The sequence below is a fragment of the Pseudomonas sp. NyZ201 genome, assembly GCF_049860765.1.
Lineage (GTDB): Bacteria > Pseudomonadota > Gammaproteobacteria > Pseudomonadales > Pseudomonadaceae > Aquipseudomonas > Aquipseudomonas bharatica.
Map to the genome: position 1 here is coordinate 4,704,633 of NZ_CP187557.1, position 25,821 is coordinate 4,730,453.

Here is a 25,821-nt window from a genome sequence, read left to right on the forward strand (position 1 = left end):
GCGCCAGCTTAGCTGGCGCGGAATATCAGATAGTCTTCCCAGTCATCTTCGGCGACGCTGTTCTCGCTGAGCATGCGCCCCGCCTGCGAAATGCGCTGCTTGTGCACCTGCTCGCGGTCGCCGCAGACCAGGTGGTGCCAGTCCGGCAGGTCCTTGCCCTCGCTGACCAGGCGATAACCGCAGGTGGGCGGCAGCCACTTGAACTGGTCGGCCTTGCCCGGGGTGAGCTGGATACAGTCGGGCACATGCTCGAAGCGGTTCGGATAATCGCTGCAGCGGCAGGTGTTCAGGTCCAGCAATTTGCAGGCGATGCGCGTGTAGTAGACGCTGTTGTCGTCTTCGTCTTCGAGCTTTTGCAGGCAGCACAGGCCGCAACCGTCGCACAGCGACTCCCATTCGGCGGCGTCGAGCTGATCGAGGGTCTTGCGGGTCCAGAACGGCGCGGAGCTTGCCTGCATGTTGCGATGATCCTGTTTCAAAATTCTTCGGCCCTGCGGGGCGGCGCCAGTCTAGGACGTGCGTTGCGCCTTTGCCAGACCGCTTGTCAGGGTGTGGCCGACAGTTGTAGTTTTGCAAACCATTTCAGTTCTCGCCCCTGTCCAGGAATCCGTCATGAGCGCCAACCCTCGTATCGCTGACTATGCCATCCATGAACAGTTCATCCAGCGCTGGTCGCCCCGTGCCTTCACCGGCGAGCCGATTTCCGAAGAAACCCTGCTGAGTTTCCTCGAGGCCGCGCGCTGGGCGCCTTCGGCCTACAACTCGCAACCCTGGCGCTTCCTCTACGCCCGCCGCGATACGCCGAACTGGGAGCGTTACCTGGGGCTGCTCAACGAATTCAACCGCAGTTGGGCGCAGCATGCATCGGCACTGGTGATCGTGATCTCCAAGACCACCTTCACCGCACCGGGCGCCAGCGAGGAAACCCCGGCCCTGTGGCACACCTTCGACACCGGCTCGGCCTGGGGGCACCTGGCGCTGCAAGCCAGTATCAGCGGCTGGCACACCCACGGCATGGCCGGCTTCGATCAGGAACTGACCCGCAAGGAGCTGAAGATCCCCGAGGGCTATGACCTGCACGCGGCAGTGGCGATCGGCAAGCTGGGTGACAAGGCGACCCTGGCCGAATACCTGCAAGCCCGTGAAGTACCGAGCCCGCGCCGGCCGCTGAACGAGCTGGCGGCCGAGGGTGACTTCACCCTGTAAGCCTTATGGCCTGATCGCCGGCAACGCCGGCTCCCACAGGTATCGAGTACACCACCGAACCTTGTGGGAGCCGGCGTTGCCGGCGATAGCGGCCTCAATAGCCCCGCGAAAAATCGACCTCTCCGCGCAATCCGTCGCCCCGCCCGTAAGCCCCCAGGTTCTCAACGAACAACCGCACCATCGCCGCCGGCGAGGTCGGCGCCGAGCTGTGCCCGGTCAGCAGCAGCCCTAGCGCGGTCCAGAACGGATGATTGCGCGGCAACGGCTCCTGGCGGCACACATCGATCACCGCCCCGGCCAGATGGCCCTTGGTCAGCGCCGCCACCAGGTCGCCATCGACCACCGCCACACCGCGCCCGGCGTTGATGAACAACGCATCCGGGTTGAAGCGCTGGAACAGCGCAGCGTCATAGATATCGCGGGTCGCCGGGGTATCCGGCAGCAGGTTGACCACATAGTCCACCTGCCCCACCAGCCGGCCGATCTCGTCCAGCCCGGCCACTTCGATGAAGGGCTCGAGCGGGCGGGGCGAACGGGCGATGCCATACAGCGTGCAGCCGAACGGCATGAGGAAACGCGCCACCTCGCAACCGATGTCACCGGTCCCGACGATCAGCACCCGACGCCCGTCCAGGCTGCGTCCCGGACGCCCGTCCCACTTGCGCTCGACCTGGCTCATCAGGCGGGTCAGCACTTCACGCTCGTGACCGAGCATGTAGGTCAGCACGTACTCGGCCATGACCTGGCCGAAGATACCCACGGCCCGGGTCAGCCGGTATTCGCGGGGCAGGCCCTCGGCCAGCAGCGGCGTGATGCCGGCCCAGGTCGACTGCACCCAGCCAGGGCGGTGCCCCTGGCGCAGCAGGGAGGCCAGCAGGTCGGGCTGGCCCAGCCAGACCGGGCACTGCGCTGCCTGCGCCGACAATTCGGCGGAATCACCGCTGGTGAGCACTTCGAGTTCGGGCAATGCCTCGCGCAGCAGACGGGCATAGAGAGCGTGATCCTGTTCGGCGATCAGAACGCGCATATCGATTACAACCTTGCAGAACGGCGGGAGGGCCGGTCGGGACCGGCCCCGTCAGGGCGGGATCAGACCGGATCGTTGCGACGCAGCAATTCGTCCGGCAGGTGCTCGATGTATTCCTCTTCGGCAGGCGGCATCTGCAGGTGGAAGCCCTGGCTATCGAGGTTTTCCAGGACCTTGGCGATGTCCTCGCTGGCCAGGGTGCGCTCCGGCGTCAGCACGACGTCGAAGGCGTGCTGCGGCGTGCCGAACAGCGGTAACAGGGCATCCGGCACCCGGTTCAGGCCATCGGCCTTGAGCAGGTAAAGGTACATGCCCGGCTTGCGCGGGCTGCGGTAAATCGAACAGATACGTTTCAAGCGGATTCTCCGGCATCGGCCAGGCAGTCGAGGAGGGCCTGGCCCATCCGCTCGCGGCGCCAGCCGCGCAGCGAGTCGGGCAATTGGTACGGTCCGTCGGGGTAGCCGCTCTTGAGCAGCGCCTCGAGGGTTTTCTTGCGCAGCATCAGCTCGGGCGCGATGTTCAGGCGTTCACCCTCGGCCTGGCCGATGGCACGCAGTTTCTTCAGCAGCGCGGCGGCTTCGATCGGCAGCGGCTCGGGCACTGCCGGCGGCCATTCTTCCGGCGGCAGGTTGCCCGTGCGCTTGATCAGGTCGAGCAGGAACTCGCCATCCTGGCGGATGGTGCGCGGGTGCATGTCTTCGATACGGGCCAGGGCTGACAGGTTGTCCGGCTGGGTCCGGGCGATCGGCCACATGGCATGCTCGCGCAGGATGCGGTTGCGCGGCACGTCGCGCTCGCGGGCTTCCAGTTCGCGCCAGGCGCACAGCTCGCGCAGCACGGCAAGCTGGGCCCGGGACAGCTTCCAGGCCAGCTTGGCGTCGCGGTACAGCTCGTAGGGGTCGATTTCCCGGCACAGTTGAATCACCAGCTCGGCGCCGTCCTCCAGCACCCAGGCATTCTTGTCGTCGCTCAGTTGCGGGCGCAGGCGCTCGTACAGCTCGGCCAGGTGCACGGCGTCTTCCGCGGCGTAGCTGACCTGGGTTTGCGAGAGCGGGCGTTGCAGCCAGTCGGAACGGGTCTCGCCCTTCGGCAGTTCGATGCCCAGCACGTCCTGGACCAGGCGCGAGTAGCCCATGGAAAAGCCGAGGTTGAGATAGCCGGCCGCCAGTTGCGTGTCGAACAGCGGCACCGGCAGGCTGCCGGTCAGGCGGGCAAGGACTTCGAGGTCTTCGCTGCAGGCATGCAGGACCTTGGTCACGCCCTGGTCTTCGAGCAGGCCGGCCAGGGGCTGCCAGTCGTTGATCAGCAGCGGATCGATCAGGAAGGCACGCTGGCCATCGCCGACCTGGATCAAACCGGCTTTGGGGTAGAAGGTGTCGACCCGCATGAACTCGGTGTCGAGGGCCACGAAGGGCAGTTGACGCCATTGCCGGCAATGTTCCGCCAGGGCGCTGTCGTCGGTAATCCAGTGAATTTCGATGGCCACAAGGCTCTCCCACATACAATGGCGCGCAGTATATACGGCACGGGCCACCGCCGGGAAACCGCTCGACGGTAGCCTTTCCAGAGTAGGCGGCGAGCCCGTGCCGCGCTTTTACAGTGATGCCTGGACCGGACGGCAGCCGGCGAACAGGTCCAGTTGCGGGTTGTACAGCGAGGTCCGCACCTGCAGCAGGCCGAGCATGGAGTGGAACAGGTTGTCCTGGCTCAGCGGCCGGTCGCGGCCCTGTTGCAGGCAGTCGGTATCGACGCCGAAGCTCTTGCGGTAGTTGTCCGAGAACCAGGCCAGCATCGGCACGTGCTTCTGCTGCTCGGGGGCCAGCATGTAGGGCGTGCCGTGGAGGAACAGGTTGTACTCGCCCAGGGATTCGCCGTGGTCGGAGAGGTAGATCATCGCCGTGTCGACCTGGTCCTGCTTGCTGCGCAGCACATCGATCAGTGAGGCCAGCACGTGGTCGGTGTACAGCAAGGTGTTGTCATAGCCGTTGACGATGCTCTGGCGGTCGCACTGGTTCAGGGCGTTGCTGCGGCAAACCGGGGTGAAGCGCTCGAACGACGCCGGGTAGCGCTTGTAGTAGTCCGGACCGTGGCTGCCCATCTGGTGCAGGACCAGCACGGTGTCTTGCTTGAGGTCGTCGATACGCGCGGCGAGGTCCTTGAGCAGGATTTCGTCGTGGCATTCGTTGTCGGCGCACAGGGCCGGGTCCTTCAGGTTGCTGACGTCCTCGACGTGCACGCGGTCGCAGGTGCCCTTGCAGCCCGACTGGTTGTCGCGCCATTCCACCACCAGGCCGGCACGCTGCAGCATGTCGAGCAGGCCTTCCTGATTCTTCGCCTTGGCCGCGTCGTAGTCCTTGCGGGTCATTCCGGAGAACATGCAGGGCACGGAGACCGCGGTTTCGGTGCCGCAGGAGGTGACATTGCTGAAGCTCAACAAGCCCTGCTCCTTGCTCAGTTGCGGCGTGGTATCGCGGTTGTAGCCCAGCAGTCCGAAGTTCTCGGCGCGGGCACTCTCGCCCACCACCAGTACCGTCAGGGATTTGCGTGGATGGCCGGCCCAGGCAGGGGCCAGCGTGGCATCCTCGCCGATCTTGCGGAACGGCTGCGAGGCGACCCCGACCTTTTCCCGGGCGTAGTTCACCGAGGCGCCGATGTAGTTGCTCGGCACGATCATCAGGCGCAGCTCATGGTGATTGCGAAACAGCGAGGCCAGCCCCTGGTAATTGACCATGGCCACGGCAGCCAGCAACGCCGCACTGGCCAGCACGACCAGGAGTTTCTGCAACAGCTCGCGGGGCAGGCTGCGGAAGCGGATCGGTGTCCTCAGCAGGATGAAGGTCGGTAGTACCCCGAGCAGCAGGATATGAACGAACAACTTCAGCGATAGCAGGTCACGCACTTCCGTGACATTGGTTTCCACGGTATTGCGCAACATGCCGATATCGATCAGCACGCCGTACTGGCTCATGAAATAGGCGACGCCGGCACTGATGATGAATAACGTGGCCAATACCGGTTTAAGAACTTTGCGAAACGCCAGCAGGGTCAGCACGATATTGAAGGCGCACAGCAGCAGCACGCCGAAAGCCAGGCGCAGCAGCACGGCATGGGCGTCCCCCTGCAACACCGTGGAAATGTGCTCCCAGAGTACCGAGTTGAAGCCGATCAACAGGTAGGCGCTGGCCAGCAGCGTCACCCATTCGGGACGCAACGACTTGAGTTTCAGCATGACGATTCGCTTATAAAAAGATCCATCCGCTGATGTCTTTGCGACATCAGGTTGTTCGCGGGGTGGACTTTAAGCAGCCATTCATCAATTTTCCGTGAAAAAAACGCCAACAAACGATGGCCGGGAATGAACTTTTATTAATGCGCGATTTTCACCTCAGCCGCCGTTCGCAAACGGCGGCCTGGCCAACCGGTTTCAGGCAGGGAAACGGACCTTGGCGTAGGAGTCGCGATCGATGTCCAGGATCTCCACGCACAGTTGCGTATCGATACCGGCCGGGACCGCCAGCACATCCTTCAGCGCCTCCAGCAGGCTGGCGGACAACTGGCGCTTGATCTCCGGCGAGCGACCGCTGAGCAGCGCCAGCTTCACATGGACGAAGGCACGCTCGACCGGCGCGATGCCGACGCGAAAGGTTTCATGGGCCACGGCGCGGCTCTTGATATCCACCTCGTCGCCGAACTGGCCACTGGCGACCAGGGCGCTGTTCAGGCGCAGCAGGGCCTTGTCGGTATCGAGGTCACGCAGGTTGGCGCTGTATTCCAGATGAAGCTGGGGCATGGGGGGACTACCGGTCGCGGAAAAAGATCCGACAGACTAACCCCGACTGTCCAACACGGCAAAGGCATCTACGCTGAAGGTTCATGCCCCGACCTGACTGAGGAGTTGAAGCTATGCCGGTCAAACACAATCTGTACGCCGACCTGGGAGTGACCGCGGAAGAATTCGAGGCGCTGAAGAAAGGCAGTGCCCACCTGGCGGAGCTGGAAACCCGCTACCTGCAAAAGGACAAGGAGGTCGTCGAAGCCGAACAGAGCGCCGCCGCAGATGACATCGTCACCCGGCTGCGCAAGGAGCGCCTGGAGATCAAGGACAAGATCGCCAGCCTGGTGAAATCCGCCTGACCCCGCCCCCGCGCTGACGCCCCGGTGTCAGCGCACCACCTGGCGCTGCCGACGCAGCGCCGCCCGCACCTGGTCCGCCCCGAACACGAAGCCCTGGGCCTGGCCCAGCTCCAGAATGCGGCTGATCAGCACCTCGCGATCCTGCAGCGGGTCGAGTGCTGCAGCCTGCTGTGGATGCTGTTCCAGCCAGCGGGTGAACCCGGCATAGGCCCTGTTGAAACGACCCTCGCCGGCGGCCGGTGTGGTCGCCAGCCCCGCGTCGATCGCCGCGTCCACCCAAGGGCCAGGACGGCAGTCGATAACCAGGTGGATGCGCGGCCTGTCGCCATGATTGTTGACGCTGTGCGGGCGATACAGGTCGAGAAACCAGCACTCCCCGGCACGCATCGGCACGCGCTGGTCCTCCAGCATGAAATCCACCTCCTCCGGCGCCAGCAACGGCACATGCAGGCGCATGTCGGCCTCCGGGCCACCCAGATCGTAGTCGCGGTGTTCGCGGATATGGCTGTGGGGGCCGAGGCGCAGCAAACGGGCGTTGCGGATCTCCACCTCGAGCCCGGCCAGGCCCCGGGCCCAGCGTGGATCGTCCAGCCACGGCTGGCGCTTGATCGCCGGGCCCTCGCCGTGCACCAGCGCCACCTGGGACTCGGTGGTTATCAGCCCGACGCCACTCCAGTCACCCTGGTAGTAATCGCGGTTGAAATGGGGTTGCCAAAGGGTGTCGTCGAGGTCGGCCAGGGCAGCCAGCATCGGCGCCGGGTCGATGACCAGGGGCAATCGGGAAAAGCCGGGGCGGCTGCGTTGCACGGGTTGCATGGGCGACTCCGATTCCATTGGCTGTCACATATTGTCTTGGAGCAAAACGCCATCACCCTGCCAGTTGCAGGATTCCCCCGCAAGGATCATGTTTACACCCCATCGGCCGATACACTGGCCAGGCACTCTTTTCGAAGCGAACCCCATGCAGTCCATCTACCTGAACCTCGGTTGCCCCGATCACCCACGCCAGGGCTTCTTCAATATCGACCTGGAGGCCGCCCATGCCGACTACCAGCTCGATCCGGGTGCTGCCCTGCCCTGGGAGCGCGGCACGGTGCCGGGGATCTACAGCGCGCATCTGCTGGAGCGCCTGAATCGCAACCAGGGTATCCGCCTGCTGCTCGAATGCCGCCGTGTCCTGCAGCCGGGTGGCGTACTGCGCTTGGTGACCAGTGACCTGCAGGCCCTCGTGGAGGACTACGTGGCTGATCGGGTTCACCCCGAAACACCCGGTATCGGCCGCGGCGAGCGCTTGAACCGTGCCCTGCGCCAGCACGCCTGGACCTGGGACCGTGACGACCTGACCCGTGTCTGCAAGATGGTCGGCCTGGTCCCGGTAGACGGCATCGTTGCGGGCCACAGCAGCGACGCCAACCTGGGCGGCCTGGAAAGCGCAGCGGCGGGCCGGGTGGTCCTGGAATTCCGCAAACCGCAACGCCAGCTCGCCGCCGATGCCGAGCCGCTGGTCAGCATCGTCATGCCGACCTACCGGACCGCGCATTTGCACCAGGCCCTGGAAAGCGCCTTGAACCAGACCTACCGCAATATCGAAGTCCTGGTCTGCGACGACTGCCCGAGCGACGCCATCGAGACCATCGTCGCCGACTATGCCCGCTTCGACCCGCGCCTGCGCTATGTGCGCAACCCCGACGCGGGCAAGGACATCGGCCGCCTCAACCATGTGCTGTGCATGCAGCAGGCCCGCGGCGAGTACATCAAGTTCCTCAACGACGACGACCTCCTGGATATCGAATGCGTCGAGCGCCTGCTCGGGACCTTCCGCGATTACCCGGACATCACCCTGGCAACCTCCAAGCGCCAGCGCATCGACGGGTTCGGCGCACCGCTGGCCGATATTCCCGCGACCCAGGCCCCTGTGGCTGCCGACTCGATGATCGAGGGCCTGTCCATGGGCACCGCGTTGATGCTGTCGCAGCTCAACTTCATCGGCGAGCCGAGCACGGTGATGTTCCGCCGCGACGACATGATCGACGTCACCCCGGACTTCATGTCGGTGGACCAGCAGCCGATTGCCTGGGCGTCCGACGTGGCGATCTTCCTCAACCTCGCACTGCGCGGCAATACCGTGTATCTGGTGCGGCCACTGAGCAGCTTCCGCATCCATGGCGAACAGACCCAGGTAGTGTTCGGCGCTGCAGCACAAGGCGAGTCACGCCGCTGCTGGGGCATCATGAAGGACTTCTGGACCCGGCATGAATTCGACAAACCCTTGTGAGCATCAGGTGCCAAGGGGCCCCGATGAACAGGACGATCGGAGCGATAGGCAGCCCATGAAAAAGCGCAATCCGATCTTCGTCACCCAACCCGCCCTGCCCGCGCTGGACGACTTCATCCCGTACCTCCGGGAAATCTGGGACAGTCGCATCCTGACCAACGGCGGCAGCATGCACCAGCGTCTGGAAAGCGCGCTGTGCGAGTACCTGGGCGTCGCGCATGTGTCGCTGTTCTGCAACGGCACCCAGGCGCTGATCACGGCGATCCAGGCGGCAGGCCTGGAAGGCGAAGTGATCACCACGCCCTATTCGTTCGTCGCCACGGCCCATTCGTTGCTGTGGAACAACCTGCGGCCGGTGTTCGTCGACATCGACCCCGATACCCTGAACCTGGACCCGGCCCGCGTCGAAGCAGCGATCACCGCCCGCACCACGGCGATCATGCCGGTGCATTGCTACGGGCATCCCTGCGATGTGCGGGCGATCCAGCAGATCGCCGAACGTCACCGACTGAAAGTGATTTATGACGCAGCCCATGCCTTCGGCGCGCGCGACGAGGCCGGCAGCCTGCTGCAGCATGGCGATATGGCAGTGCTGAGCTTCCATGCCACCAAGGTGTTCAGCACCTTCGAGGGCGGCGCCATCGTCTGTCGCGACGAGGCGACCAAGCGCCATATCGACCAGTTGAAGAACTTCGGCCTGTCCCGCGATGGCAGCACCGTGGAGTTCACCGGCAACAACGGCAAGCTCAGCGAAGTGCACGCAGCCTTCGGCCTGCTGCAACTGCAAGGGCTCGACCAGGCCCTGGACAAGCGTCGCCTGATCGACCAGCGCTATCGCCGGGGCCTGGCCGGAGTCCGCGGCATCCGTTGCATCGACGGCGTCGGCGAAGCCCTCGGTAATCACGCCTATTTCCCGATCCTGGTCGGCGCGGACTATCCGCTGCAACGCGATCAACTGTTCGAGCATCTCGCCGCCCACGGCATCAATGGCCGCCGCTATTTCCAGCCGCTGATCAGCAGCCTGCCGATGTACCGCCACGACCCGTCGTCCAGCGCCGACAACCTGCCGGTGGCGCACCGGGTGGTGGAGCAGGTGATCTGCCTGCCGATCTACCCCGACCTCGACCACGACAGCGTGGATTTCATCATCGAGCTGGTCGCCGGGGCGGCTGCATGACCGCACTGGCGATCATGCAGCCGTACCTGTTCCCCTACATCGGCTACTGGCAACTGCTGCAGGCTACGGACCGCTTCGTGGTCTACGACGATGTGAACTACATCAATCGCGGCTGGATCAATCGCAACCGCATCCTGATCAATGGCGAACCGGGGCTGTTCACCCTGCCGCTGCTGCAGGCCTCGCAAAACCGCAGGATCGACGAGATCGACATCGCCCCCGCCGCCCAGTGGCAACGGCGCCTGCTGCGCAGCCTGGAAATGGCCTACCGCAAGGCGCCCTGCTTCGAGCAAGTGTTTGCCCTGGTGGAGGGAATACTGCGTCATGAGGACCGCAACCTGGCCGGGTTCCTGAGCCACCAGGTGCAGGTACTGGCCCGCTTCATGGGTGTGCAGGCGCAGATCGTGCCGAGCAGCAGGTGCTACGGGAACGGCCATCTGGCGGCGCAGGAACGCATCCTCGATATCTGCCGCCAGGAAAACGCGAAGCGCTACATCAACGCCCAGGGCGGGCGCTCGCTGTACGAGCCGCAGGCTTTCGCCGAACGCGGGATCGAGCTGCGCTTCATCGCCATGCGCGCCCTGCCCTACCGCCAGCGCAGCGAAGGGTTCACGCCTGGCCTGTCGATCATCGATGCGCTGATGGAAGTGGGCCCCGAGGGGATCGGGGCCCATTTGCGGTCGTTCGACTGCACGTGAGGATCAGGCTTCGCACACCACGTAGATGCTGGCGGTAAGGTCGGGGTACTTCATTCCCAACTGGTAGCAACCCTCGAAGAACGCCTGGTCGATGATGCCGGCGCGATGCGCTGCATCGAACTGGAAATTGGCCAGCGGCTTGAACAGGATGCCTCCCCGCTGCCCGATGCGGAAACCGGCCTGCCGCACCTCGTGCTCAAGCGTATCGAGGCTGTAGGTGCAGCGGTGGCCATGCTTGCGCTCGCCTTCGGTGACTGCCGCGTTGAAGTCGATCAGGCCCATGCCTACGGCAATCTGCCGGGATGCCGCATTGGCATTGGGCACCACGACGAACAGGCGGCCGCCGGGCTTGAGCCATTCACGAACGCGTTTCAGCACCGGCTGCGGTTCGCTCAGGTGTTCCAGCGTGTGGACCAGGAAAATATTGTCGAAGCGCTGCCCGGGATCGGCCTCTTCGAACCGGCCCAGGATGAACGTCGCCCGCGCATCGTCGACGTTCCTGCGGGCGATCTCGATAAGGTCGGACGCGCCTTCGAGCACCGTCACCTCGTCGAAGACCTGCAACAGCTTCCTGGTGAACTCGCCGTGGTAGCAGCCCATCTCCAGGGCATTGCCGGGACGGAACTGTCCGGCCAGCGCGCGGATCATGTAGTCGCGGTGGATATAGTCGAAATCGTAGGCGTAGCGCCGGTCTTCGGTGTCCTGGTACTCGGTGTTGAGATCGCGTGACATGCTCAGCCCTGGTTGGAGTGGTACATGCGCTTGGCCGGCGGCTGGTACCACTCGTCCAGCGTGGCGGGAACCCGCGCGTTATAGCCGATGACCTGGCGCAGGCGCTCGTCGAACTCCGGGCCGCGGTCGTAACCCAGGGCCCTTGGATAATCGAACTGTTGCTTCATGAACGGCCTTGAGAACATCGGCGTTACCGAGCGACGCAAGTGATCGGTGATATTGCTGCCGCCCGCGTGCCAGACGTTGGAGTTGAACATCAGGATGCTGCCTGCCGGCGCAATGGCCTGCTCGGCGTGGGCCCGGAAGTAGTCGTCGGTCGGTTTGCCCGGCGCTTTGTGCGAGCCGGACAGCATCCAGGTGGCGCCATTGTCGGCGGTGAAATCATCGAGCATCACCAGGGTGTTGAGCAGCAGCGCGGTTTCCCCCGAATAGGAGCGGATATCCCGGTGCACCCGCTGCGCGTAGGACTGGCTGTCCCGCGTGTTGATCGCCCCACCGAACGAATTGAGGATGAACTGGCCGCCGAAATAGCGCTCGATGAACGGATAGATCGGATAGGCGCGCAGGCAGTCGAGAAAGCTGTCGAACTGCCCGACCAGGTGGTGCACGGTGAAACTGGTGTCCTGGTCGATGCCATTCTTCACCTGGTACTCGCGGCAGATCGCATAGGCCTTGTGGATGTCCTCGCGCATCTGCTCGACGATGGCCTGCGGGATGGCCCGTTCGAAGATGACCCAGCCCTGCCCGGCCATGCACGCGTCGAATTCCTCGATGCTGATCATGGCGGCTCCTACTTGATGGTGACGATGCACTTGGAGGGGTACAGCTCGCACTTCTCCAGGCTGTACTCGTGGGGCTGGAATACCTCCTTGAACGCCAGCGCCTCGCCCGGCGATTCCGCCCAGGTCAGCTCGTCCATCAGCAGCACGCTGCCGCTGACCAGATGCGGCCTGACCGCCTTGAGCGCCGCCAGGGTCGGCTCGTACAGGCCCATGTCGAAGTAGGCGAACGCGACAATCGCCGAAGCGTTGGCCGTGAAATACTCGGGCGCGGTCTGGCAAACGTCACCCGCCACCAGTTGATGGATGCCGCGCTTGTGGCCAAGGACATTGTTGCCCTCGTGCACCTCCAGCAGTTCGGCAAGATGATCCTTGTAGCTGGCCTGGGTCGAATAGGAGTTCTCGACCCATACGCCGCTTTCCTGGCGATCCTTTTCGCCCGGCGCGGAATAGCCTTCGAAGGTATCGAAACCGACGATCCGCCGTTGCTTGTTGAACGGCTCGTACATGGCGCGCAGGTTCTCCAGCAGGACCAGGTTATGGCCATACCAGGTGCCGAATTCACAGATGATTCCCGGAATGTGCTTGAAGCGCTTGTACAGGTCGCTGAGGACGATGAACTTCACCAGCACCGAGCTGCGGGTATACAGGCCGATATTGAACAGCAGGTCGTCATCCGACAGCGGGCTGTTCAGGTACAGGTCGCGCAACCTGTCGCGGAACGCGTATTGCAGGTCCGAGGCGGTGGATTCCAGCTTGTAGACATCATCCTGGATCTTTTCGTTACTCATCATCACTCCACTGGGCCAGGCCGAAGCCGCTGGTCCCGAACCGGTTGCCGTTGTACAGCATGTATTTGTGCCCGCCGCTCTCGAAGATGAACGGGTAGCAGGTCATCTGCGAGTCCCAGCCCTCGACGGATGGCGGGATGCCCTCGTCATCGAAGCGGGTCCAGGTCCGGCCGTCGACGGACTCGGCGTAGCGGATGCGGTAGGACCCGGCGCCGTCGCGATAGTCCTCGGAGGCGCGGGAGCAGAACCACATCTTGAACAGGCCATCCTCGCGGATCACGCACGGACGCGAGAACGCCTCGGTGGGGAAGCGCGATTCCAGGCACTGCTCGGGGAAGCGGGTGTATTGGTAGCCGTCCTCGGATTCGGCGTACTTGATCACGTAGAGCGGCTCGTACTTGCCGTTCACCTCCAGCCAGCGGGTGCCGGAGACGTACCACATTTTCCACAGGCCCTCGTCGAACAGCACCGTCGGGGTGACTGCCAGGTATGGCTCGGTGGCGGTGCGGTCCATGATCGGACCTTCGAAAAGCTTGCGGAAACTCAGGCCATCATCGTCCGAGACGGCCACGCCCATGGCGTTGTGGTAAGGCACGGTGAGCCGCTGGTTCCAGCCACTGTAGTAGAGGTAGGTGCGACCGTCGCGCTTCAGCGCATAGCTGGGCATCACGCCCTCGTCGTCGAAGGTGCCGGGAGCACCGAAGCCCAGGCACGGCTCGCGATGGCGGGCGACCACCCGCAACGGGTCGTGCCGGTCCAGGTCCACCGCATAGCAGAGGCTCTTGCCCTGGGCATTGCGGGTGGAAATGAACACCCGCACGACATCGTCGAGTACCAGGCTGGTGGGTACCTGAGCGTGGGAGCCAACCCAGTCGCTGTCCGGGTCGAAGATTCTGCCGAGTTTTTTCCAGGCCATGTTCTACCTAAAAATCCAGGTCCTGGCTGCTCTTCACGGCACGCGCGGGTGCGCCGATGTAGAGCTGCCAGGGTTGAGTGTTTTTCGAAATCAGCGCGCCCATCGCCACGCAGGTGCCTTCGGCGATGGTGCAGTCGTTGGTGATGGTCGAATTGACCCCGAGCCAGGCGTAGGGCTCCACCACGCAATGTCCGGACAGGACCACGTGGGAGGTGAAGAACACGTGGTCGCGAATCTCGCCGTGATGACCGATATGGTTGCCGCTCCACAGCACCACGTTATTGCCGATGGTGGTGAAGGGCTGCAGGGTGTTGTCTTCGAGAATGAAGCAGTTCTCGCCGATCGGGTTGTCGTTCACCGTGGCATTCGGGCTGACATAGGAAATGAAGTCGTAGCCCTTGTCCTTGCCCTGCAGGTAGACGGACTCGCGCAGGCGATTCATCCGGCGCCCGGTCATCGGCGCGAACAGCTTGTACCCGCTGCTGGGAAAGTACTCGTGGAGCGATTCGAAAGGCACCACCGGCAGCCCTTCGAAGCGTTTCGACTCGGGGATATAGCGCTCATGCACGGTGAAGGCGACGACCTCCACGGTCGGGTCCTTCTTCAGGTAGTAATGCGCCAGCTGCGCAGTATCCAGAATTCCGAAAATGACAACTTTCTGCATCGTGACGTCCCGCGGGTACAAAAGTGAGTCAGGTCAAACCGACGTGAAAGAAGCGCTGTGTATACTGCCGGCCACGATAGCACTGTCGCTGGCACAACGAAAAAGGACACCGGGAAGATGGGCAGGATTCTTGATCACGATCAAATCCGTTTTTACCAGGACAACGGTTATCTGATCGTCGAGGACATTTTCGATGCGCGACACCTCGACGAAACCCTCGAGCATTTCAACCTGTCCTTCGCCCAGCAACTCCAGCGCCTCGGGCTGCCCGTCGCCACAGGGCCGCTGGTGGACGCCCTGCACGACAACATGGCCAGCCTGCTCGGCGCCAGCATCCCGCTCTATCTCGCCACGCTGCGCATGTGCGCCAAGCTCCATGGCGTGTATCGCCTGATGACCGAGGAGCGCCTGCGCCAGGCCTGCGCCGACCTGGGTATCGCCACCCCGCTGTTCCAGACCACCCCGGTGCTGCACCTGATGTCCAGGCGCCTGGTGATCCCGGGCGGTTACCAGGGCTTCGATGTGCATCAGGACTGGACCTCCGTCCAGGGCAGCCTCGACACCATCACCACCTGGATTCCCTTCATGACCATCGATGAACGGTTGTTCACCATGGAAGTGGTACCCGGAAGTCATCTGCTCGGCCTGCTCGGCGGCAACCAGGAGCAGCATGTGCTGCGCGTGGATCCCCGGCACTACAGCGAGGACAGCTTCGTTCCTGTCTGTGTCGGCAAGGGCGGCGTTTGCTTGATGTCGAACTTCACCATTCATCGATCTTCGCGCGAGGGCGACGAGCGCATGCGCCTCTCGATCAGCGGTCGCTACGAGAACGCCAGCGAACCGACCTTCATTGCGCGGGAGTATCCGTTCACCCAGCACAAGTCGATGCAGCGCGGCTTCATCACCGAGAACTTCCCCAGCGTCGAACAGGTACGCCGGACCTACGCCCGGAGCACCGAGCAATGAGTGATTCCAATCCGTTTCCGGCCCTGATCGAGTACTTCGCCGCCAAGCGCGCGATGTTGCAGCAGGACAGTCCGGTGCTGACCAGCATCGCCCTGGGCTCGTCCCATGGCGACTTCGCCTTCGATCCGCGCTACAGCCCGGGTTCGTTCAACCTGTGCAGCCGCTCCCAGGATTTCCGTCATGCCCTGGCGCTCTACCAGCACGCCGTGAACCAGGCACCGCGACTGGATACGGTGATCGTGTTCTATTCGCTGTTCTCGCCTGGCAACCTGCTGGAGCAATCGCCCAGCGAGAAGATTCTGGCACCGCTGATGAACGAGATTTTCCAGTTGGGGCTGAGCTACGAGGATCCGCTGCTGATACAGATCGCCAGCCAGTTGCAGGGCCGCCTGGTAGCACCGGGCGATACCCTCGGCGGCGTCGCCGGCTTCCTGCCGGACCAGCAGAAAGCCTTCATGCCGGCCAGCCAGGGCGCAGCGCAGCGGGTCGCCGACCACATGCGCCTGAATGCCCGCGAAGACGGCAACCAGTACCTGGCGCAATTGCTGCTGTTGGCCGCCGAGCTGCGGCACAGGGTCATCGTGGTCATCCCGCCGATGCACGAGGCGTACCGCGCCGCTGCCGGTCACGACAGCGCCTTCCTGTTCCGCGGAGTCTTCGAACTCCAGCAGTTGCTCGGCACCCTCGCCCCCGGCCTGGACATGCAGATTATCGATCTCTATGCCGACCCCGCCTTCCATGCCGGCCACTTCGGCGACTTCGACCATCTGCTGCCGCAAGGCGAAGGAGCGATGCTGCTATCGCGCCGGATAGGCCAGGCCCTCGGAGCGGCGTGAGCGAAGTTTCGAGCGCCTGCGCCAGGCCGGTTCCAATCCATGGATATCAAGCAGACCAATGTTCAAGAACGCCCAACTGGAATCGGTAAAGGCCTGGCTCAACGACCCGGCCAATGGCGCGCTGCCCCTGCATGTGCGTATCCAGCGCGGGATTCGCCAGTTGATCCTCGATGGGGCATTGGGGGTGAACAAGCCCTTGCCGGCCACCCGTCCGTTGGCGCTGTCGCTGGGTGTGTCGCGGGATACGGTGGAATCCGCGTACAGCCAGCTGCATGCGGAAGGCTTCATCGAGCGCCGGGTTGGCAGCGGCAGCTTCGTTTCCGAACGCACCCGGCACCTGCCACCACGAAAACGCCAGGGTTCCAGGGCGAGCGTCGTACAGGCCGAGTTGAGCCAGCGCGGCGCCGCCATCTTTCGCGACGGTGGTGTGCAAAACTTCCAGTACCCCCACCCTTTCGCACCCGGTCTCGCAGAGACACGTAATTTCCCGTTACCGATCTGGGAACGGCTCGAGCGCCAGGTCATCAAGGAACATGGCACCCGCGCCCTGCTGCACAGTGCTCCCCAGGGCATGGAGGTGCTGCGCAGCAGCATCGCCGATTACCTCAACCTTGAGCGCGGGGCACGGGCCAGCACAGATCGGGTGTTGATCCTGACCAGTTCCCAGCAGGCCCTGAGCCTGTGCTCGACCGTGCTGATGGATATCGGCGAGCGCGTGCTGGTGGAGGATCCCATGTACCACGGCGCGAAAAAAGCCATTGGTGCGGCCGGCCTGGAATGCATACCGGTGCCGGTCGACGGGGACGGCATGCAGGTCCCGGCCATGGCCGCATTGGCCGGCGATGCCCGGGCGCTGTTCCTTACCCCGTCCCACCAGTTTCCCACTGGTACCACCCTGTCCCTCGACCGCCGCCTGGCCGCCATCGAGTGGGCCCGCCAGCAACGGGCGTGGATCATCGAGGACGACTATGACAGCGAGTTCCACTATGAAGGCCGCCCCACCACCTGCGTCCAGGGGCTGGATGCCCACGACCGGACCCTCTACATCGGCACCTTCACCAAATCCATGTTTCCCGGCCTGCGGATCGGCTACATGGTTCTGCCGCCGCAACTGGTCGGCCCGATGACCGCGGCGCGGACGCTGCAGGACGGCCATAACCCCTCGATTTCGCAACTGACCCTGGCGCGCTTTATCGAAGGCGGGCATCTCGGTGCCCATGTCAGGACCATGCGCGCCCTCTACAAGGCTCGCCGGGACATCCTCGCGGAGTTGGTGGAGCGGCATCTGGCCGATTTCCTCGCCCCACGGGTGCCCGATGGAGGCATGCAGATGCCCTGCCTCTTTACCCGTCCCATGGACGAGCGCGCGGTGGTCGCTGCCGCCAGAACGGTGGATGTGGACCTGCTGGGGATAGGCAGCCTGTATGCGCGACCACGCAACGACACGGGATTCCTGATGGGCTTCGCCGCCCATACGCCAGCGGAACTGACGGCTGCGGTGGGTCGGCTGAAGAAGGTGCTGGAAAAAATGGTCTGACTGCCTATCTGCAATTGGCAGGCTATCCCAGGCCATTTCAGGACTATAAAACGCAACCGGGCAACACGCCCGTTTCGATCAGTCCGGATAGGAGTCTTCCCATGGCCGCAGTACAACAGTCGATAGCAATTCGCCCCCTGGAACCGGGCGACCTCGAGCAGTGGAGCGATTACTGGCGCAGCTACCAGACCTTCTACAAGGTAGACCTGGGCGCAGAGATCACCCGGCTCACCTGGGAGCGCTTCTTCGACCCCAGCGAGCCGGTGCATTGCGCCGTCGCCGCGGATGGCGAACGCATCCACGGCTTCGTCACCTACGTATTCCATCGCTCCACCTGGGGCAAAAACGATTTCTGCTACCTAGAAGACCTCTACGTCAGCGCGGAGGTACGTGGGCAACTGATCGGCAAGCGCTTGATCGAATACGTGCAGGGACAGGCGCGGGAGAAAGCGTGCGACCGGCTGTACTGGCATACCCAGGAAAGCAATCGCACGGCGCAGCGCCTGTATGACTGGATCGCCGAAAAGCCGGGAGTGATCGAGTATCGGATGGGGCTCGACGACTGAGTGATTCGTTACGCCTAAGGCGTGGAACTCCTGTGGAGTCCATCCGGCACTACAGTGCGGGCGAGCTCCACAGGGGCCGGGAGGTCGAGGGCCCTCACGTTCCGTCAGGCCTGGTGCAACTCCTGCATCATCAACGACATCTTCTCCGCGTCGGCCAGGTAGTCCCGGCGGATCATCCTGTCGAGGAAACCCGTGTGATCGAACACCAGGTCTCGCAGTTTGGCCAACGGATAAGGCAGCCGGTGAAAGACATGGCCCAGTTTCCTGGCCAGTTCTACATGGTGGTTAACGTAGGCGACACGCTGCGCTTCGAACTGGCGCAAGCTCGCACTGATCTGTCCGGCATCGACAAGGTCCGCTCCCGCCAGCGCCTTGCCAAGGAAGTAGCCATCCTCGATGGCCATGCCCATACCGTAGGCGGCGTAGGGTGAAACCGGATGCACCGCATCGCCCAGGCAGACCACCCGGCCTTCGCTCCAGTGCTGTAGCGAGGGGCGATTGTAGATATCCCACTTGAAGATCCGGGTTTCCACATCGGTGGACCTGAGCAAGCGAGGCAGCGGATCCGGGAAGTCGCGCAGGATCCTGCCCAGGTGGCCGGCAACGTCGGACGGGGCCGGGGCGTTTTCCCGGCAGGGCTCCACGACCCACCACTCGTAGCCCGGCTTGCCGTCGTGGAGCATGGGAAAGAAACTGGCCTGGTATTTGTGCGAATGGACGATCCTCCCGGTCTGTGGCGCAATACCTTCGACAGGATCGCACCAGGCCAGCCAGACGCGCAGGCCCACGTGGAACAGTTGCGGATCGCCGAACAGTTGCCGCGACACACCCGAACGGACGCCATCGGCACCGACCAGGATATCGGCATCGATAGCCTTGCCATCCTTGAAGTTCACCGTCACGCCATCGGCCCTTTGCGTGTAATGGTCGAACTCCGAGTCCGGCACCAGCATCCCGTCGGGCATGAGCTCCAACATCCGGGCAAAGGCATTGGATCGCAGCATCCCGTAATGCCAACCGTTGATTCCGAAGGATTCTTCCACCGAGCGATTGAACGGCAGGCGCGACCGCAAGCGATTCTTGTTATTGCGAAATTCGGTGACGGTAAACGAGCCGAAGTTGTTCAGATCGACACCATAATGGCGCAACACCGCCAGCACCGGCACGCTCAGCAGCACGGCACCTCCCAGCGGCTTCGGCTCTGGCTGCCTTTCATAGACCCGGACATCGAAGCCCTGACGATGCAAGGCCAGGGCGGCAGAAATCCCCCCCGGCCCGGCGCCGATCACTGCGACGCGTTTCCCGGCACGCCATTGCAAGTTCGAGTCATTGCGCATATCCAGCTACTCCCGTTGTTATTGTCGGGATAGTCTGAAGGCCTGCGCCCGGACAAAAAACGCGTAAATCTCCATATAACCGGATAAATCCTCTTGATTGCGTACCGCCCATGGACTTATTGAGCCACTTCCTGTCGATGCTCAGGATCGAATCGACCAGCCTCTCCAGTTGGCACCTCAGGGCTCCATGGGGTGTACAGGTCCGCGACTACCAGCCGGGCTTCTGCTTCATCGTCACCGAAGGCAGCTTCGTGGTCGAAACTGCCGACGGCCAGCGCCTGCATCTCGCCCAAGGTGACACACTGCTGGCCGCCAAAGGCGCCGAGTGTCGCCTGCTGTCGAAACCGGGGGTCGCCACGACAGATCTTCACCAACTGAGGTGGAGTGAATCGCGCTCACCCAGGCTCGACCGCAGCCTGCAGCCCGGGTCGGCGATTTCCGTCGTCCATGGCGGCGACGGCGAGTTGTGTCGTCTGCTCGGATTGGCCTTCAGCATCCAGGGCGGACAGGGCGCATTCATCCTGTCGGCACTGCCGGAGTTCATCGTCTTGCGGGATAACGACGCCAGCATTCTCAACCTGACCCGCCCGGCTATCGAGACCTTGCTGGTCGACGGCAAGCCAGGCTATTACGCAGTCGCCAGGCATATGGCGGAATTGATCATCGTCGGCCTTTTGCGCCACTTCATCCTCACCGACTCCGGTTTCTCGCCAGGCTGGATGAAGGGCTTGCAGGACCCATACATCTGCAAGGCCATGCTGGCGATACACGAAAAGCCGGATCATAAGTGGAACGTTCAGCAACTGGCGGCAACCGCCAATCTATCGCGCTCGTCATTCGCCGCACGTTTCAGGCGGCTCGTTGGCCAGTCACCGATCGACTATCTGAATGCATGGCGCATTACCGTCGCAACTGAGCTGTTGCGGGATAGCAAAGACTCGATAGGGCAAATCGCCGCGACGGTGGGGTATCAATCGGATCGCGTGTTTCGCCAGGCATTTCATGAGCGCATGGGCATGTCGCCCAAGCATTATCGTAATGAGCAGAAGGCTTGAGTGTTCTTTCGACAGGCATGGCGGATACGACTGCAAGTCGCTCAGTTCCTGCTTGACCGGGTCAAACCGAGGTAGCTGAAAAGGGGAATTCGTGAAGGTTTGCGCAGTCCGACCTTAGCTCTACGGTCGGCTCACCATGCGCCATGGTCAGCACACTAGCGTCATCATTAACGCTCTGTAAATCGATACCGCAATGCAGGTGTTCATACCAGTAGCCGTCACTGCAGAGCAGCAGTCGCGCATCCGTCAAGAAATGCGTCGTCAGGCATTCCGGGGAGTGAAAGCGCCTGGCGTTCAGAGAGCGTGTCAGCAAATGCCGTGACGCCTGAATGCCCGATACATCTTCCTGCCATATGGCTTGGCTGTGCAGGTTATGCGGGCGGTTCAGCCAGTTGATGGGCCCTCCAGGTCGCTGGATTCCAATCAGGCAATCACCAATGTGCGCGACATGGATCAACTGCTGGGGCAGGTCGACGAGCACGCAGCAGTAGCTGGCGATTGCATGAAGGTAATCTTGGCGCAACCGCTGCTGTTCGGCGCGCATGATATCAATCAGCCTAGCTGGATTCAGTTGTTGCGCCTCGCCAAGCGCGACATCGATAACGGTACGAGCCCAGTGCCGGGCGAGGCCTTGCCCATCGCCTTTCTCGGCAGCGTCCACAAGCATTGCCAGTACATGGTTTCCCTTTCGCCCGAAAGCCGCAGCATCGTTGTTGCTGAACCTCTCCCTACCCCGACTGCTGGTCCAGCCTATCCTCATCAGTCATGTCACCCCTGCGATCGACTCCAACCGTTCGAATAACAAAGCCTCGCGCTCAGCGTCACCTCTGGCCTGGGCACTGACTGCATATTCGAAATTGCCATCGCGGAGCAACTGACCAATCTGACGGCGGATATACCCGCGCACCTCGACGGCAGCCAATTCGATTTCGTCTTGCAGCTCTGCACGCCCGTCAACCAGGTTGAGGATGTCCTCTATGTCACGACTGGACAGGGCATCCCCCCGGCCACGCCCTTTCCATGCCTCCAATTTAGTGGCTACGAAATACACGGGACTGACCAGGTTGATAGCGATTCCCTGGTCAAGGTAATGGACCGTGGAAGTGCTCATGGCGTCGCTGTACCAGCGGTTGCCGAAGCCAAGGGAGTTGTCGTCAGGCATGAAGTCAACGCGAAGGTCGCCAAGCTTCATTGCGCAGACGGGGAAGTCATCGTCATCTGCATGCGGGCTAACTCGGAAACCGCGAGCACTAAGAGTCTCCTGCAAGCGGGCGAAGCCTACAGGTCCCATAACGTGGACGATAAGGTCAACATCGTCGGTGCTGCGCACTTGCTCCCGGGTGAACGCATCGGTCAACAACAAGCCAGTGGTGCAACCACCAACGAAGGTCATTTGCTGGCAAAGTTCCGGCCCCAATGCTTTGGCAACCTCGCACAACATACTCTGAAGGGTATTGAAAACGCTCATGAAACCTCCAAGCGATCCTGCAATAACTGAGCTGCAAGGTTTCGTTCACGAGGCTGTCCCAAACGTATGGCATCGACAAGCGCCAGCAAGGCATACATTTCGGGATCTCTTCGAGCCGCATCGGCCGCAGTCTTGAACAGCGGTTCGACCTTCATGCCCATGGTATTGCCACGGGCGTATGACCAGACCTGAACATGTTCACCGGCACTAATCAGGCTTTTATCCAGGACCGGCGCTGCAAAACCGGTTGCAATGCCACGGGTAAGCTCTCCGGCTCGGACTGGAAAAACATATTTCAGGCCATAACGGATGAACTCGAACAGCGCTTTGGTGTTTGCGCGTGGAACGCCCTGCTTGCGGTCAAGCTTGACCAGGCCTATCTCGATGCAGTGCTTCAAAGAGATGTTGATCTGGGTTTTGCTGATGCCAGTCTGCTGCTCTAGTGCACGGGCAGTGTAGGAAGGCGAATGGGTGATATCTTCCCCGGGACCTGACTCACCTTGATAAGGGGGAGATGGGTCATCACCAAAATCCTCCCAGTCCTTCCAGTCATGCGGCCAAGCCGCGATAGCCTTACCGCGCGCCTCATGCCGCTGGAGGCAGACCAACTTGAGTAGCAAGCCTATGTCTTGACCTTTCATAGAATTCTCTTACTTGCAGTCCCTAGTCCCGGGACACGGGACAAAAAGAACACGTAACGCCGAGTACCGCAAGCTTAAGATGTAAATATTTTAAATATGATCGCCATGTGCCTCAGCGAAACAATCAAGGTTGCTTGCAACGCTATGTAATTCCCAACCACACCCCAAAACGACAAAGCCCCTGAAACTTCACAGTTTCAGGGGCTTTGACATGTATGGCGGAGAGATAGGGATTTGAACCCTAGGTACCCGCGAAGGTACAACGGATTTCGAATCCGTCCCGTTCGGCCACTCCGGCATCTCTCCAGTGGCGCGCATCATACCAGCACTTTCTGCAAAGGCGAAGCCTTTTGATGAAAAAAATCGCGTGCTTTCAGATGCTTGCGCGAACGTGCCGGATTACAGCGGCACGCCCAGGCGCTTGGCGACTTCTTCGTAGGCTTCGATGACATCACCCAGGCCCTGGCGGAAGCGGTCCTTGTCCATCTTCTTGCGGGTTTCCTTGTCCCACAGGCGGCAGCCGTCCGGGCTGAACTCGTCGCCGAGGACGATTTCGCCGTGGAACACGCCGAACTCCAGCTTGAAGTCGACCAGCAACAGGCCGGCGTCGTCGAACAGCTTGGTCAGCACTTCGTTGACCTTCAGCGACAGCGCTTTCATCTTCGCCAGCTGCTCGGCAGTACCCCAGCCGAACGCCACGACGTGGGATTCGTTGATGAACGGATCGCCCTTTTCGTCGTTCTTCAGGAACAGCTCGAAGGTCGAGGGCTCCAGCTTGATGCCTTCCTCGACGCCAAGGCGCTTGACCAGGCTACCGGCGGCGTAGTTGCGCACCACGCATTCGACCGGGATCATGTCGAGCTTCTTGACCAGGCATTCGTTGTCGCCCAGCAGCTTGTCGAACTGGGTAGGGATGCCGGCTTCTTCCAGTTTCTGCATGATGAAGGCGTTGAACTTGTTGTTCACCATGCCCTTGCGGTCGAGCTGTTCGATACGCTTGCCGTCGAAGGCCGAGGTGTCGTTACGGAACAGCAGGATCAAACGGTCGGCGTCGTCGGTCTTGTAAACCGACTTGGCTTTGCCGCGGTAGAGTTCTTCACGTTTTTCCATGATGGGCTCCGCTTGCTAAATGAGAGGGGCTAGACGATTTCGCGCCAGTCGAGCCCACAATCCTGGTTGGCCACTTGCAGCCAGTCCGGGTCGCACCCGAGGGTATCGACGAAACATTGCCGGGCCAGCTGTGGCAGGTTGTTCTTGCTGCTGAGATGGGCCAGCACCAGGTGCTGCAGATTCTCCCATCCCAACTCCGCCACCAGGTTCGCGGCCTGGTGGTTGTTCAAATGTCCGTAGTCGCCACCCACCCGCTGCTTGAGAAACATCGGGTAATGCCCGCGGGCCAGCAGGTCGCGACAATGGTTGGATTCGATCATCAGGGCATCCAGGCCCCGGTAATGCTCCAGCAGCACCGAGTCGTAGCAGCCCAGGTCGGTCAGCACGCCAAGGCGCCTGCGGCCGTCGCTGAACACGTACTGCAAAGGCTCCAGCGCGTCATGGGTCACACCCACCGCGCGGATGCTCAGGTCACCCACCACGAAGGTATCGTTCGCCGCGAGCAGCCCGGTTGCCTCCAATGGCTTGCGCAAGCCGCGCAAGGTGCCTCGACTCAGGTACACCGGAACATTGTAGCGCCGTGCCAGCAAGCCCACCCCATGCACGTGGTCGGCATGTTCATGGGTTACCAGCACGGCGCTCAGGCTGTCCGGGGCAACGCCGAGCCGCGCAAGACGCCGCTCGGTTTCACGCAGGGAAAAGCCGCAATCGACCAGCACTCGCGTGTTGCCACTGCTGACCAGCGTGCCATTTCCCTGGCTGCCGCTTCCGAGAACCGCGAAACGCACTTAACCCAGGTTGTCCTGGATGACGCTCAGCACACGACGGGCCACGTCAGCCGGGGCCACGGTATTGATGTTCTTCTCGACGGTGACCTGCACGCTGTCACCTACCTTGCTCAGGCGTACCTGATAACGCTCGGCGCGGGCTTCGACCTCTTCCTTGCTCGGCTCGCTGCCGAACATGCGGCTGAAGAATCCAGGCTCGCTCTTGGGCTCGGCTTTTTCGGCAAGGTTGATGTAGTACAGGCCAAGGCTGCGGTTGATGTCTTCGACGCGCCATTCGCCGTGCTCCAGGGCACGACCGACGCTGGACCAGGCGCGATCGAGGTCGGCTCCGAGGCTCAGCACCGGGTTGCCGCTGCCGTCCTCGCTCAGGCTGACACGGCTCGGCGCATCGAAATCGCGGGCCGCGAGCAGGGACACCGAACCACCCTTCTCGGCGCTGCGGGTCATGCTGGCGAGCATTTCGTCGACCAGCACCGCGTCGACGCCGGTATTGCTGGAGCGCGCCGGGAAGTCCTGCTCGGCGGTGCTGCCGGCCGGACGCTCGACGGTGACCACGTAGACCTCGCTGGTGTTGCGCTGCACGCCCGGCTCGATACGCACACGGGCACGGATCTCGCTGTCACGGCTGCTGGCGGCGCCGCCCAGGCGATCGGCCATGGACGCGGAAAGCTCGTCGAAGCGCTGCCAGGTGGTGTTGAACTCGCCGGTCTGCGGACGCTCTTCGGCAATGCGGAAACCGTTGTCCTCGAAGAACTGCCGGGCCACCGGCCAGGTTTCCGCCGGCGAACGCTGGGCCAGGACCCAGCGCGCGGCGCCGCTCTTCTGCAGGCTGAAATCGCTGACATCGGCGGTAGCCGCCAGCGGCAGCGGACGGGGAACCTCGAATTCGCCCTTGACGGTGTCGTCGGCGACGTTGCGCGGAATCGGCAACAGTGGATCGAGACGCTTGACGTTGCTCGCATCCGGAGGCAACTGCATGGGCGGCTTCTGGGTCGCCTCCAGGTAGTCGCTGCCACGGTCGCGGAAATACCCGTCCTCGCCCCACAACCAGGCGCAACCGCTGGTGCTGGAAATGATCAGGGCAAGGGCGGAAAGACCAGCCAATCGCTTCATGCGGA

At 62.5% G+C, this 25,821-nt stretch carries 29 protein-coding genes and 1 tRNA gene; 10 read left to right on the plus strand and 20 right to left on the minus strand.

Annotated features, from left to right (window positions below; translation table 11 throughout):
• Positions 1–8: 8 nt before the first annotated feature.
• Positions 9–458, minus strand: coding sequence for a YcgN family cysteine cluster protein (locus ACPFMA_RS20940; RefSeq protein WP_009399575.1), 450 nt, complete (start codon positions 456–458; stop codon positions 9–11).
• 154 nt (positions 459–612) lie between these two features.
• Here ACPFMA_RS20940 and ACPFMA_RS20945 point away from each other — a divergent pair, with 154 nt between their 5' ends.
• Positions 613–1,206 carry a nitroreductase family protein gene (locus ACPFMA_RS20945; protein WP_009399576.1) on the plus strand — a complete coding sequence of 198 codons (594 nt, stop codon included), beginning with the start codon at positions 613–615 and terminating at the stop codon, positions 1,204–1,206.
• 94 nt (positions 1,207–1,300) lie between these two features.
• Here the strand turns inward: ACPFMA_RS20945 and ACPFMA_RS20950 are convergent, their stop codons facing one another.
• From ACPFMA_RS20950 to ACPFMA_RS20970, 5 genes are all read right to left on the minus strand, one after another.
• Positions 1,301–2,233 carry a D-2-hydroxyacid dehydrogenase gene (locus ACPFMA_RS20950; RefSeq protein ID WP_420058004.1) on the minus strand — a complete coding sequence of 311 codons (933 nt, stop codon included), beginning with the start codon at positions 2,231–2,233 and terminating at the stop codon, positions 1,301–1,303.
• Positions 2,234–2,295: 62 nt separating this feature from the next.
• A complete protein-coding gene (locus tag ACPFMA_RS20955) occupies positions 2,296–2,589 on the minus strand; it encodes a YcgL domain-containing protein (RefSeq protein ID WP_009399578.1) in 294 nt (97 codons plus the stop codon).
• On the minus strand, positions 2,586–3,719 hold the full coding sequence (rnd, locus tag ACPFMA_RS20960; protein ID WP_425928589.1) for a ribonuclease D: 1,134 nt from the start codon (positions 3,717–3,719) through the stop codon (positions 2,586–2,588). The genes ACPFMA_RS20955 and rnd overlap by 4 nt, the downstream gene beginning before the upstream one ends.
• Positions 3,720–3,827: 108 nt before the next feature.
• On the minus strand, positions 3,828–5,462 hold the full coding sequence (locus ACPFMA_RS20965; protein WP_420058003.1) for a phosphoethanolamine transferase: 1,635 nt from the start codon (positions 5,460–5,462) through the stop codon (positions 3,828–3,830).
• A gap of 195 nt (positions 5,463–5,657) precedes the next feature.
• Positions 5,658–6,023: a 5-carboxymethyl-2-hydroxymuconate Delta-isomerase gene (locus ACPFMA_RS20970; RefSeq protein ID WP_009399581.1), complete on the minus strand. Its 366-nt coding sequence runs from the start codon at positions 6,021–6,023 to the stop codon at positions 5,658–5,660.
• Positions 6,024–6,136: 113 nt separating this feature from the next.
• Here ACPFMA_RS20970 and ACPFMA_RS20975 point away from each other — a divergent pair, with 113 nt between their 5' ends.
• The gene (locus tag ACPFMA_RS20975) at positions 6,137–6,367 is read left to right on the plus strand and encodes a YdcH family protein (protein WP_009399582.1); all 231 of its coding nucleotides are present in this window, start codon (positions 6,137–6,139) and stop codon (positions 6,365–6,367) included.
• Between the two features lie 27 nt (positions 6,368–6,394).
• Here ACPFMA_RS20975 and ACPFMA_RS20980 read toward each other — a convergent pair whose 3' ends face one another.
• Positions 6,395–7,183: an aspartyl/asparaginyl beta-hydroxylase domain-containing protein gene (locus tag ACPFMA_RS20980; RefSeq protein WP_425928590.1), complete on the minus strand. Its 789-nt coding sequence runs from the start codon at positions 7,181–7,183 to the stop codon at positions 6,395–6,397.
• A 145-nt stretch (positions 7,184–7,328) separates the two neighbouring features.
• On the opposite strand from ACPFMA_RS20980, the gene ACPFMA_RS20985 reads away from it, so the two are divergent.
• Genes ACPFMA_RS20985 through ACPFMA_RS20995 form a run of 3 tightly spaced genes read left to right on the plus strand, consistent with a single transcriptional unit; the run spans position 7,329 to position 10,517 of the window.
• Entirely contained in the window at positions 7,329–8,642 is a 1,314-nt protein-coding gene (locus tag ACPFMA_RS20985) for a glycosyltransferase (RefSeq protein WP_425928591.1), read from the plus strand.
• Between the two features lie 55 nt (positions 8,643–8,697).
• The gene (locus ACPFMA_RS20990; RefSeq protein WP_425928592.1) at positions 8,698–9,819 is read left to right on the plus strand and encodes a DegT/DnrJ/EryC1/StrS family aminotransferase; all 1,122 of its coding nucleotides are present in this window, start codon (positions 8,698–8,700) and stop codon (positions 9,817–9,819) included.
• Positions 9,816–10,517 (plus strand): WbqC family protein, encoded by a 702-nt coding sequence (locus ACPFMA_RS20995; RefSeq protein ID WP_425928593.1) that lies wholly within the window; start codon positions 9,816–9,818, stop codon positions 10,515–10,517. The genes ACPFMA_RS20990 and ACPFMA_RS20995 overlap by 4 nt, the downstream gene beginning before the upstream one ends.
• Positions 10,518–10,520: 3 nt before the next feature.
• Here ACPFMA_RS20995 and ACPFMA_RS21000 read toward each other — a convergent pair whose 3' ends face one another.
• From ACPFMA_RS21000 to ACPFMA_RS21020, 5 genes are read right to left on the minus strand one after another with little or no spacing between them, the layout of a single operon-like run.
• Positions 10,521–11,249, minus strand: coding sequence for a class I SAM-dependent methyltransferase (locus tag ACPFMA_RS21000; RefSeq protein WP_425928594.1), 729 nt, complete (start codon positions 11,247–11,249; stop codon positions 10,521–10,523).
• A gap of 2 nt (positions 11,250–11,251) precedes the next feature.
• Positions 11,252–12,031, minus strand: coding sequence for a phytanoyl-CoA dioxygenase family protein (locus tag ACPFMA_RS21005; protein ID WP_425928595.1), 780 nt, complete (start codon positions 12,029–12,031; stop codon positions 11,252–11,254).
• A gap of 8 nt (positions 12,032–12,039) precedes the next feature.
• Positions 12,040–12,819, minus strand: a complete 780-nt coding sequence (locus ACPFMA_RS21010) for a class I SAM-dependent methyltransferase (RefSeq protein WP_009399589.1) — start codon at positions 12,817–12,819, stop codon at positions 12,040–12,042.
• The gene (locus tag ACPFMA_RS21015) at positions 12,812–13,735 is read right to left on the minus strand and encodes a hypothetical protein (RefSeq protein ID WP_425928596.1); all 924 of its coding nucleotides are present in this window, start codon (positions 13,733–13,735) and stop codon (positions 12,812–12,814) included. Before ACPFMA_RS21015 ends, ACPFMA_RS21010 begins: the two co-directional genes overlap by 8 nt.
• A gap of 7 nt (positions 13,736–13,742) precedes the next feature.
• Positions 13,743–14,399, minus strand: a complete 657-nt coding sequence (locus ACPFMA_RS21020; protein WP_064301885.1) for an acetyltransferase — start codon at positions 14,397–14,399, stop codon at positions 13,743–13,745.
• A gap of 117 nt (positions 14,400–14,516) precedes the next feature.
• Between ACPFMA_RS21020 and ACPFMA_RS21025 the strand changes: the two genes are divergently transcribed.
• From ACPFMA_RS21025 to ACPFMA_RS21040, 4 genes are all read left to right on the plus strand, one after another.
• Positions 14,517–15,365 (plus strand): phytanoyl-CoA dioxygenase family protein, encoded by an 849-nt coding sequence (locus ACPFMA_RS21025; protein ID WP_064301884.1) that lies wholly within the window; start codon positions 14,517–14,519, stop codon positions 15,363–15,365.
• On the plus strand, positions 15,362–16,201 hold the full coding sequence (locus ACPFMA_RS21030; protein WP_425928597.1) for a hypothetical protein: 840 nt from the start codon (positions 15,362–15,364) through the stop codon (positions 16,199–16,201). Before ACPFMA_RS21025 ends, ACPFMA_RS21030 begins: the two co-directional genes overlap by 4 nt.
• A 58-nt stretch (positions 16,202–16,259) precedes the next feature.
• Positions 16,260–17,738: a PLP-dependent aminotransferase family protein gene (locus tag ACPFMA_RS21035; RefSeq protein ID WP_420057992.1), complete on the plus strand. Its 1,479-nt coding sequence runs from the start codon at positions 16,260–16,262 to the stop codon at positions 17,736–17,738.
• Between the two features lie 101 nt (positions 17,739–17,839).
• Positions 17,840–18,304 carry a GNAT family N-acetyltransferase gene (locus ACPFMA_RS21040; RefSeq protein ID WP_420057990.1) on the plus strand — a complete coding sequence of 155 codons (465 nt, stop codon included), beginning with the start codon at positions 17,840–17,842 and terminating at the stop codon, positions 18,302–18,304.
• Positions 18,305–18,408: 104 nt separating this feature from the next.
• Here ACPFMA_RS21040 and ACPFMA_RS21045 read toward each other — a convergent pair whose 3' ends face one another.
• Positions 18,409–19,641, minus strand: coding sequence for an FAD-dependent oxidoreductase (locus ACPFMA_RS21045; protein ID WP_425928598.1), 1,233 nt, complete (start codon positions 19,639–19,641; stop codon positions 18,409–18,411).
• Positions 19,642–19,751: 110 nt separating this feature from the next.
• On the opposite strand from ACPFMA_RS21045, the gene ACPFMA_RS21050 reads away from it, so the two are divergent.
• Positions 19,752–20,696, plus strand: coding sequence for a cupin domain-containing protein (locus tag ACPFMA_RS21050; RefSeq protein WP_425928599.1), 945 nt, complete (start codon positions 19,752–19,754; stop codon positions 20,694–20,696).
• A 61-nt stretch (positions 20,697–20,757) separates the two neighbouring features.
• Here the strand turns inward: ACPFMA_RS21050 and ACPFMA_RS21055 are convergent, their stop codons facing one another.
• From ACPFMA_RS21055 to bamC, 7 genes are all read right to left on the minus strand, one after another.
• On the minus strand, positions 20,758–21,363 hold the full coding sequence (locus tag ACPFMA_RS21055; protein WP_425928600.1) for a hypothetical protein: 606 nt from the start codon (positions 21,361–21,363) through the stop codon (positions 20,758–20,760).
• Positions 21,364–21,459: 96 nt separating this feature from the next.
• Positions 21,460–22,164, minus strand: a complete 705-nt coding sequence (locus ACPFMA_RS21060; RefSeq protein WP_425928601.1) for a hypothetical protein — start codon at positions 22,162–22,164, stop codon at positions 21,460–21,462.
• On the minus strand, positions 22,161–22,805 hold the full coding sequence (locus ACPFMA_RS21065) for a hypothetical protein (RefSeq protein WP_420057984.1): 645 nt from the start codon (positions 22,803–22,805) through the stop codon (positions 22,161–22,163). Before ACPFMA_RS21065 ends, ACPFMA_RS21060 begins: the two co-directional genes overlap by 4 nt.
• A gap of 216 nt (positions 22,806–23,021) precedes the next feature.
• Positions 23,022–23,111: transfer RNA gene (locus tag ACPFMA_RS21070), tRNA-Ser, on the minus strand.
• Between the two features lie 93 nt (positions 23,112–23,204).
• Positions 23,205–23,915, minus strand: coding sequence for a phosphoribosylaminoimidazolesuccinocarboxamide synthase (gene purC, locus ACPFMA_RS21075; RefSeq protein WP_009399599.1), 711 nt, complete (start codon positions 23,913–23,915; stop codon positions 23,205–23,207).
• 29 nt (positions 23,916–23,944) lie between these two features.
• Positions 23,945–24,703, minus strand: a complete 759-nt coding sequence (locus tag ACPFMA_RS21080; protein ID WP_064301879.1) for an MBL fold metallo-hydrolase — start codon at positions 24,701–24,703, stop codon at positions 23,945–23,947.
• Positions 24,704–25,816, minus strand: a complete 1,113-nt coding sequence (gene bamC, locus ACPFMA_RS21085) for an outer membrane protein assembly factor BamC (protein WP_009399601.1) — start codon at positions 25,814–25,816, stop codon at positions 24,704–24,706.
• Positions 25,817–25,821 lie beyond the last annotated feature (5 nt).

Excerpts from the sequence above, each read along its gene's own strand:
- ACPFMA_RS21010 (WP_009399589.1), bottom strand. The coding sequence starts at position 12,819 with ATGAGTAACGAAAAGATCCAGGATGATGTCTACAAGCTGGAATCCACC.
- ACPFMA_RS21005 (WP_425928595.1), bottom strand. The coding sequence starts at position 12,031 with ATGATCAGCATCGAGGAATTCGACGCGTGCATGGCCGGGCAGGGCTGG.
- ACPFMA_RS20940 (WP_009399575.1), bottom strand. The coding sequence starts at position 458 with ATGCAGGCAAGCTCCGCGCCGTTCTGGACCCGCAAGACCCTCGATCAG.
- ACPFMA_RS20980 (WP_425928590.1), bottom strand. The coding sequence starts at position 7,183 with ATGCAACCCGTGCAACGCAGCCGCCCCGGCTTTTCCCGATTGCCCCTG.
- ACPFMA_RS21025 (WP_064301884.1), top strand. The coding sequence starts at position 14,517 with ATGGGCAGGATTCTTGATCACGATCAAATCCGTTTTTACCAGGACAAC.
- ACPFMA_RS20945 (WP_009399576.1), top strand. The coding sequence starts at position 613 with ATGAGCGCCAACCCTCGTATCGCTGACTATGCCATCCATGAACAGTTC.
- ACPFMA_RS20985 (WP_425928591.1), top strand. The coding sequence starts at position 7,329 with ATGCAGTCCATCTACCTGAACCTCGGTTGCCCCGATCACCCACGCCAG.
- ACPFMA_RS20970 (WP_009399581.1), bottom strand. The coding sequence starts at position 6,023 with ATGCCCCAGCTTCATCTGGAATACAGCGCCAACCTGCGTGACCTCGAT.
- ACPFMA_RS21055 (WP_425928600.1), bottom strand. The coding sequence starts at position 21,363 with ATGCTTGTGGACGCTGCCGAGAAAGGCGATGGGCAAGGCCTCGCCCGG.
- ACPFMA_RS21045 (WP_425928598.1), bottom strand. The coding sequence starts at position 19,641 with ATGCGCAATGACTCGAACTTGCAATGGCGTGCCGGGAAACGCGTCGCA.
- ACPFMA_RS20950 (WP_420058004.1), bottom strand. The coding sequence starts at position 2,233 with ATGCGCGTTCTGATCGCCGAACAGGATCACGCTCTCTATGCCCGTCTG.
- ACPFMA_RS21030 (WP_425928597.1), top strand. The coding sequence starts at position 15,362 with ATGAGTGATTCCAATCCGTTTCCGGCCCTGATCGAGTACTTCGCCGCC.
- ACPFMA_RS20965 (WP_420058003.1), bottom strand. The coding sequence starts at position 5,462 with ATGCTGAAACTCAAGTCGTTGCGTCCCGAATGGGTGACGCTGCTGGCC.
- purC (WP_009399599.1), bottom strand. The coding sequence starts at position 23,915 with ATGGAAAAACGTGAAGAACTCTACCGCGGCAAAGCCAAGTCGGTTTAC.
- ACPFMA_RS20995 (WP_425928593.1), top strand. The coding sequence starts at position 9,816 with ATGACCGCACTGGCGATCATGCAGCCGTACCTGTTCCCCTACATCGGC.
- ACPFMA_RS21015 (WP_425928596.1), bottom strand. The coding sequence starts at position 13,735 with ATGGCCTGGAAAAAACTCGGCAGAATCTTCGACCCGGACAGCGACTGG.
- ACPFMA_RS20975 (WP_009399582.1), top strand. The coding sequence starts at position 6,137 with ATGCCGGTCAAACACAATCTGTACGCCGACCTGGGAGTGACCGCGGAA.
- ACPFMA_RS20990 (WP_425928592.1), top strand. The coding sequence starts at position 8,698 with ATGAAAAAGCGCAATCCGATCTTCGTCACCCAACCCGCCCTGCCCGCG.
- ACPFMA_RS21050 (WP_425928599.1), top strand. The coding sequence starts at position 19,752 with ATGGACTTATTGAGCCACTTCCTGTCGATGCTCAGGATCGAATCGACC.
- bamC (WP_009399601.1), bottom strand. The coding sequence starts at position 25,816 with ATGAAGCGATTGGCTGGTCTTTCCGCCCTTGCCCTGATCATTTCCAGC.
- ACPFMA_RS21035 (WP_420057992.1), top strand. The coding sequence starts at position 16,260 with ATGTTCAAGAACGCCCAACTGGAATCGGTAAAGGCCTGGCTCAACGAC.
- ACPFMA_RS21020 (WP_064301885.1), bottom strand. The coding sequence starts at position 14,399 with ATGCAGAAAGTTGTCATTTTCGGAATTCTGGATACTGCGCAGCTGGCG.
- ACPFMA_RS21065 (WP_420057984.1), bottom strand. The coding sequence starts at position 22,805 with ATGAAAGGTCAAGACATAGGCTTGCTACTCAAGTTGGTCTGCCTCCAG.
- ACPFMA_RS21000 (WP_425928594.1), bottom strand. The coding sequence starts at position 11,249 with ATGTCACGCGATCTCAACACCGAGTACCAGGACACCGAAGACCGGCGC.
- ACPFMA_RS21060 (WP_425928601.1), bottom strand. The coding sequence starts at position 22,164 with ATGAGCGTTTTCAATACCCTTCAGAGTATGTTGTGCGAGGTTGCCAAA.
- ACPFMA_RS21040 (WP_420057990.1), top strand. The coding sequence starts at position 17,840 with ATGGCCGCAGTACAACAGTCGATAGCAATTCGCCCCCTGGAACCGGGC.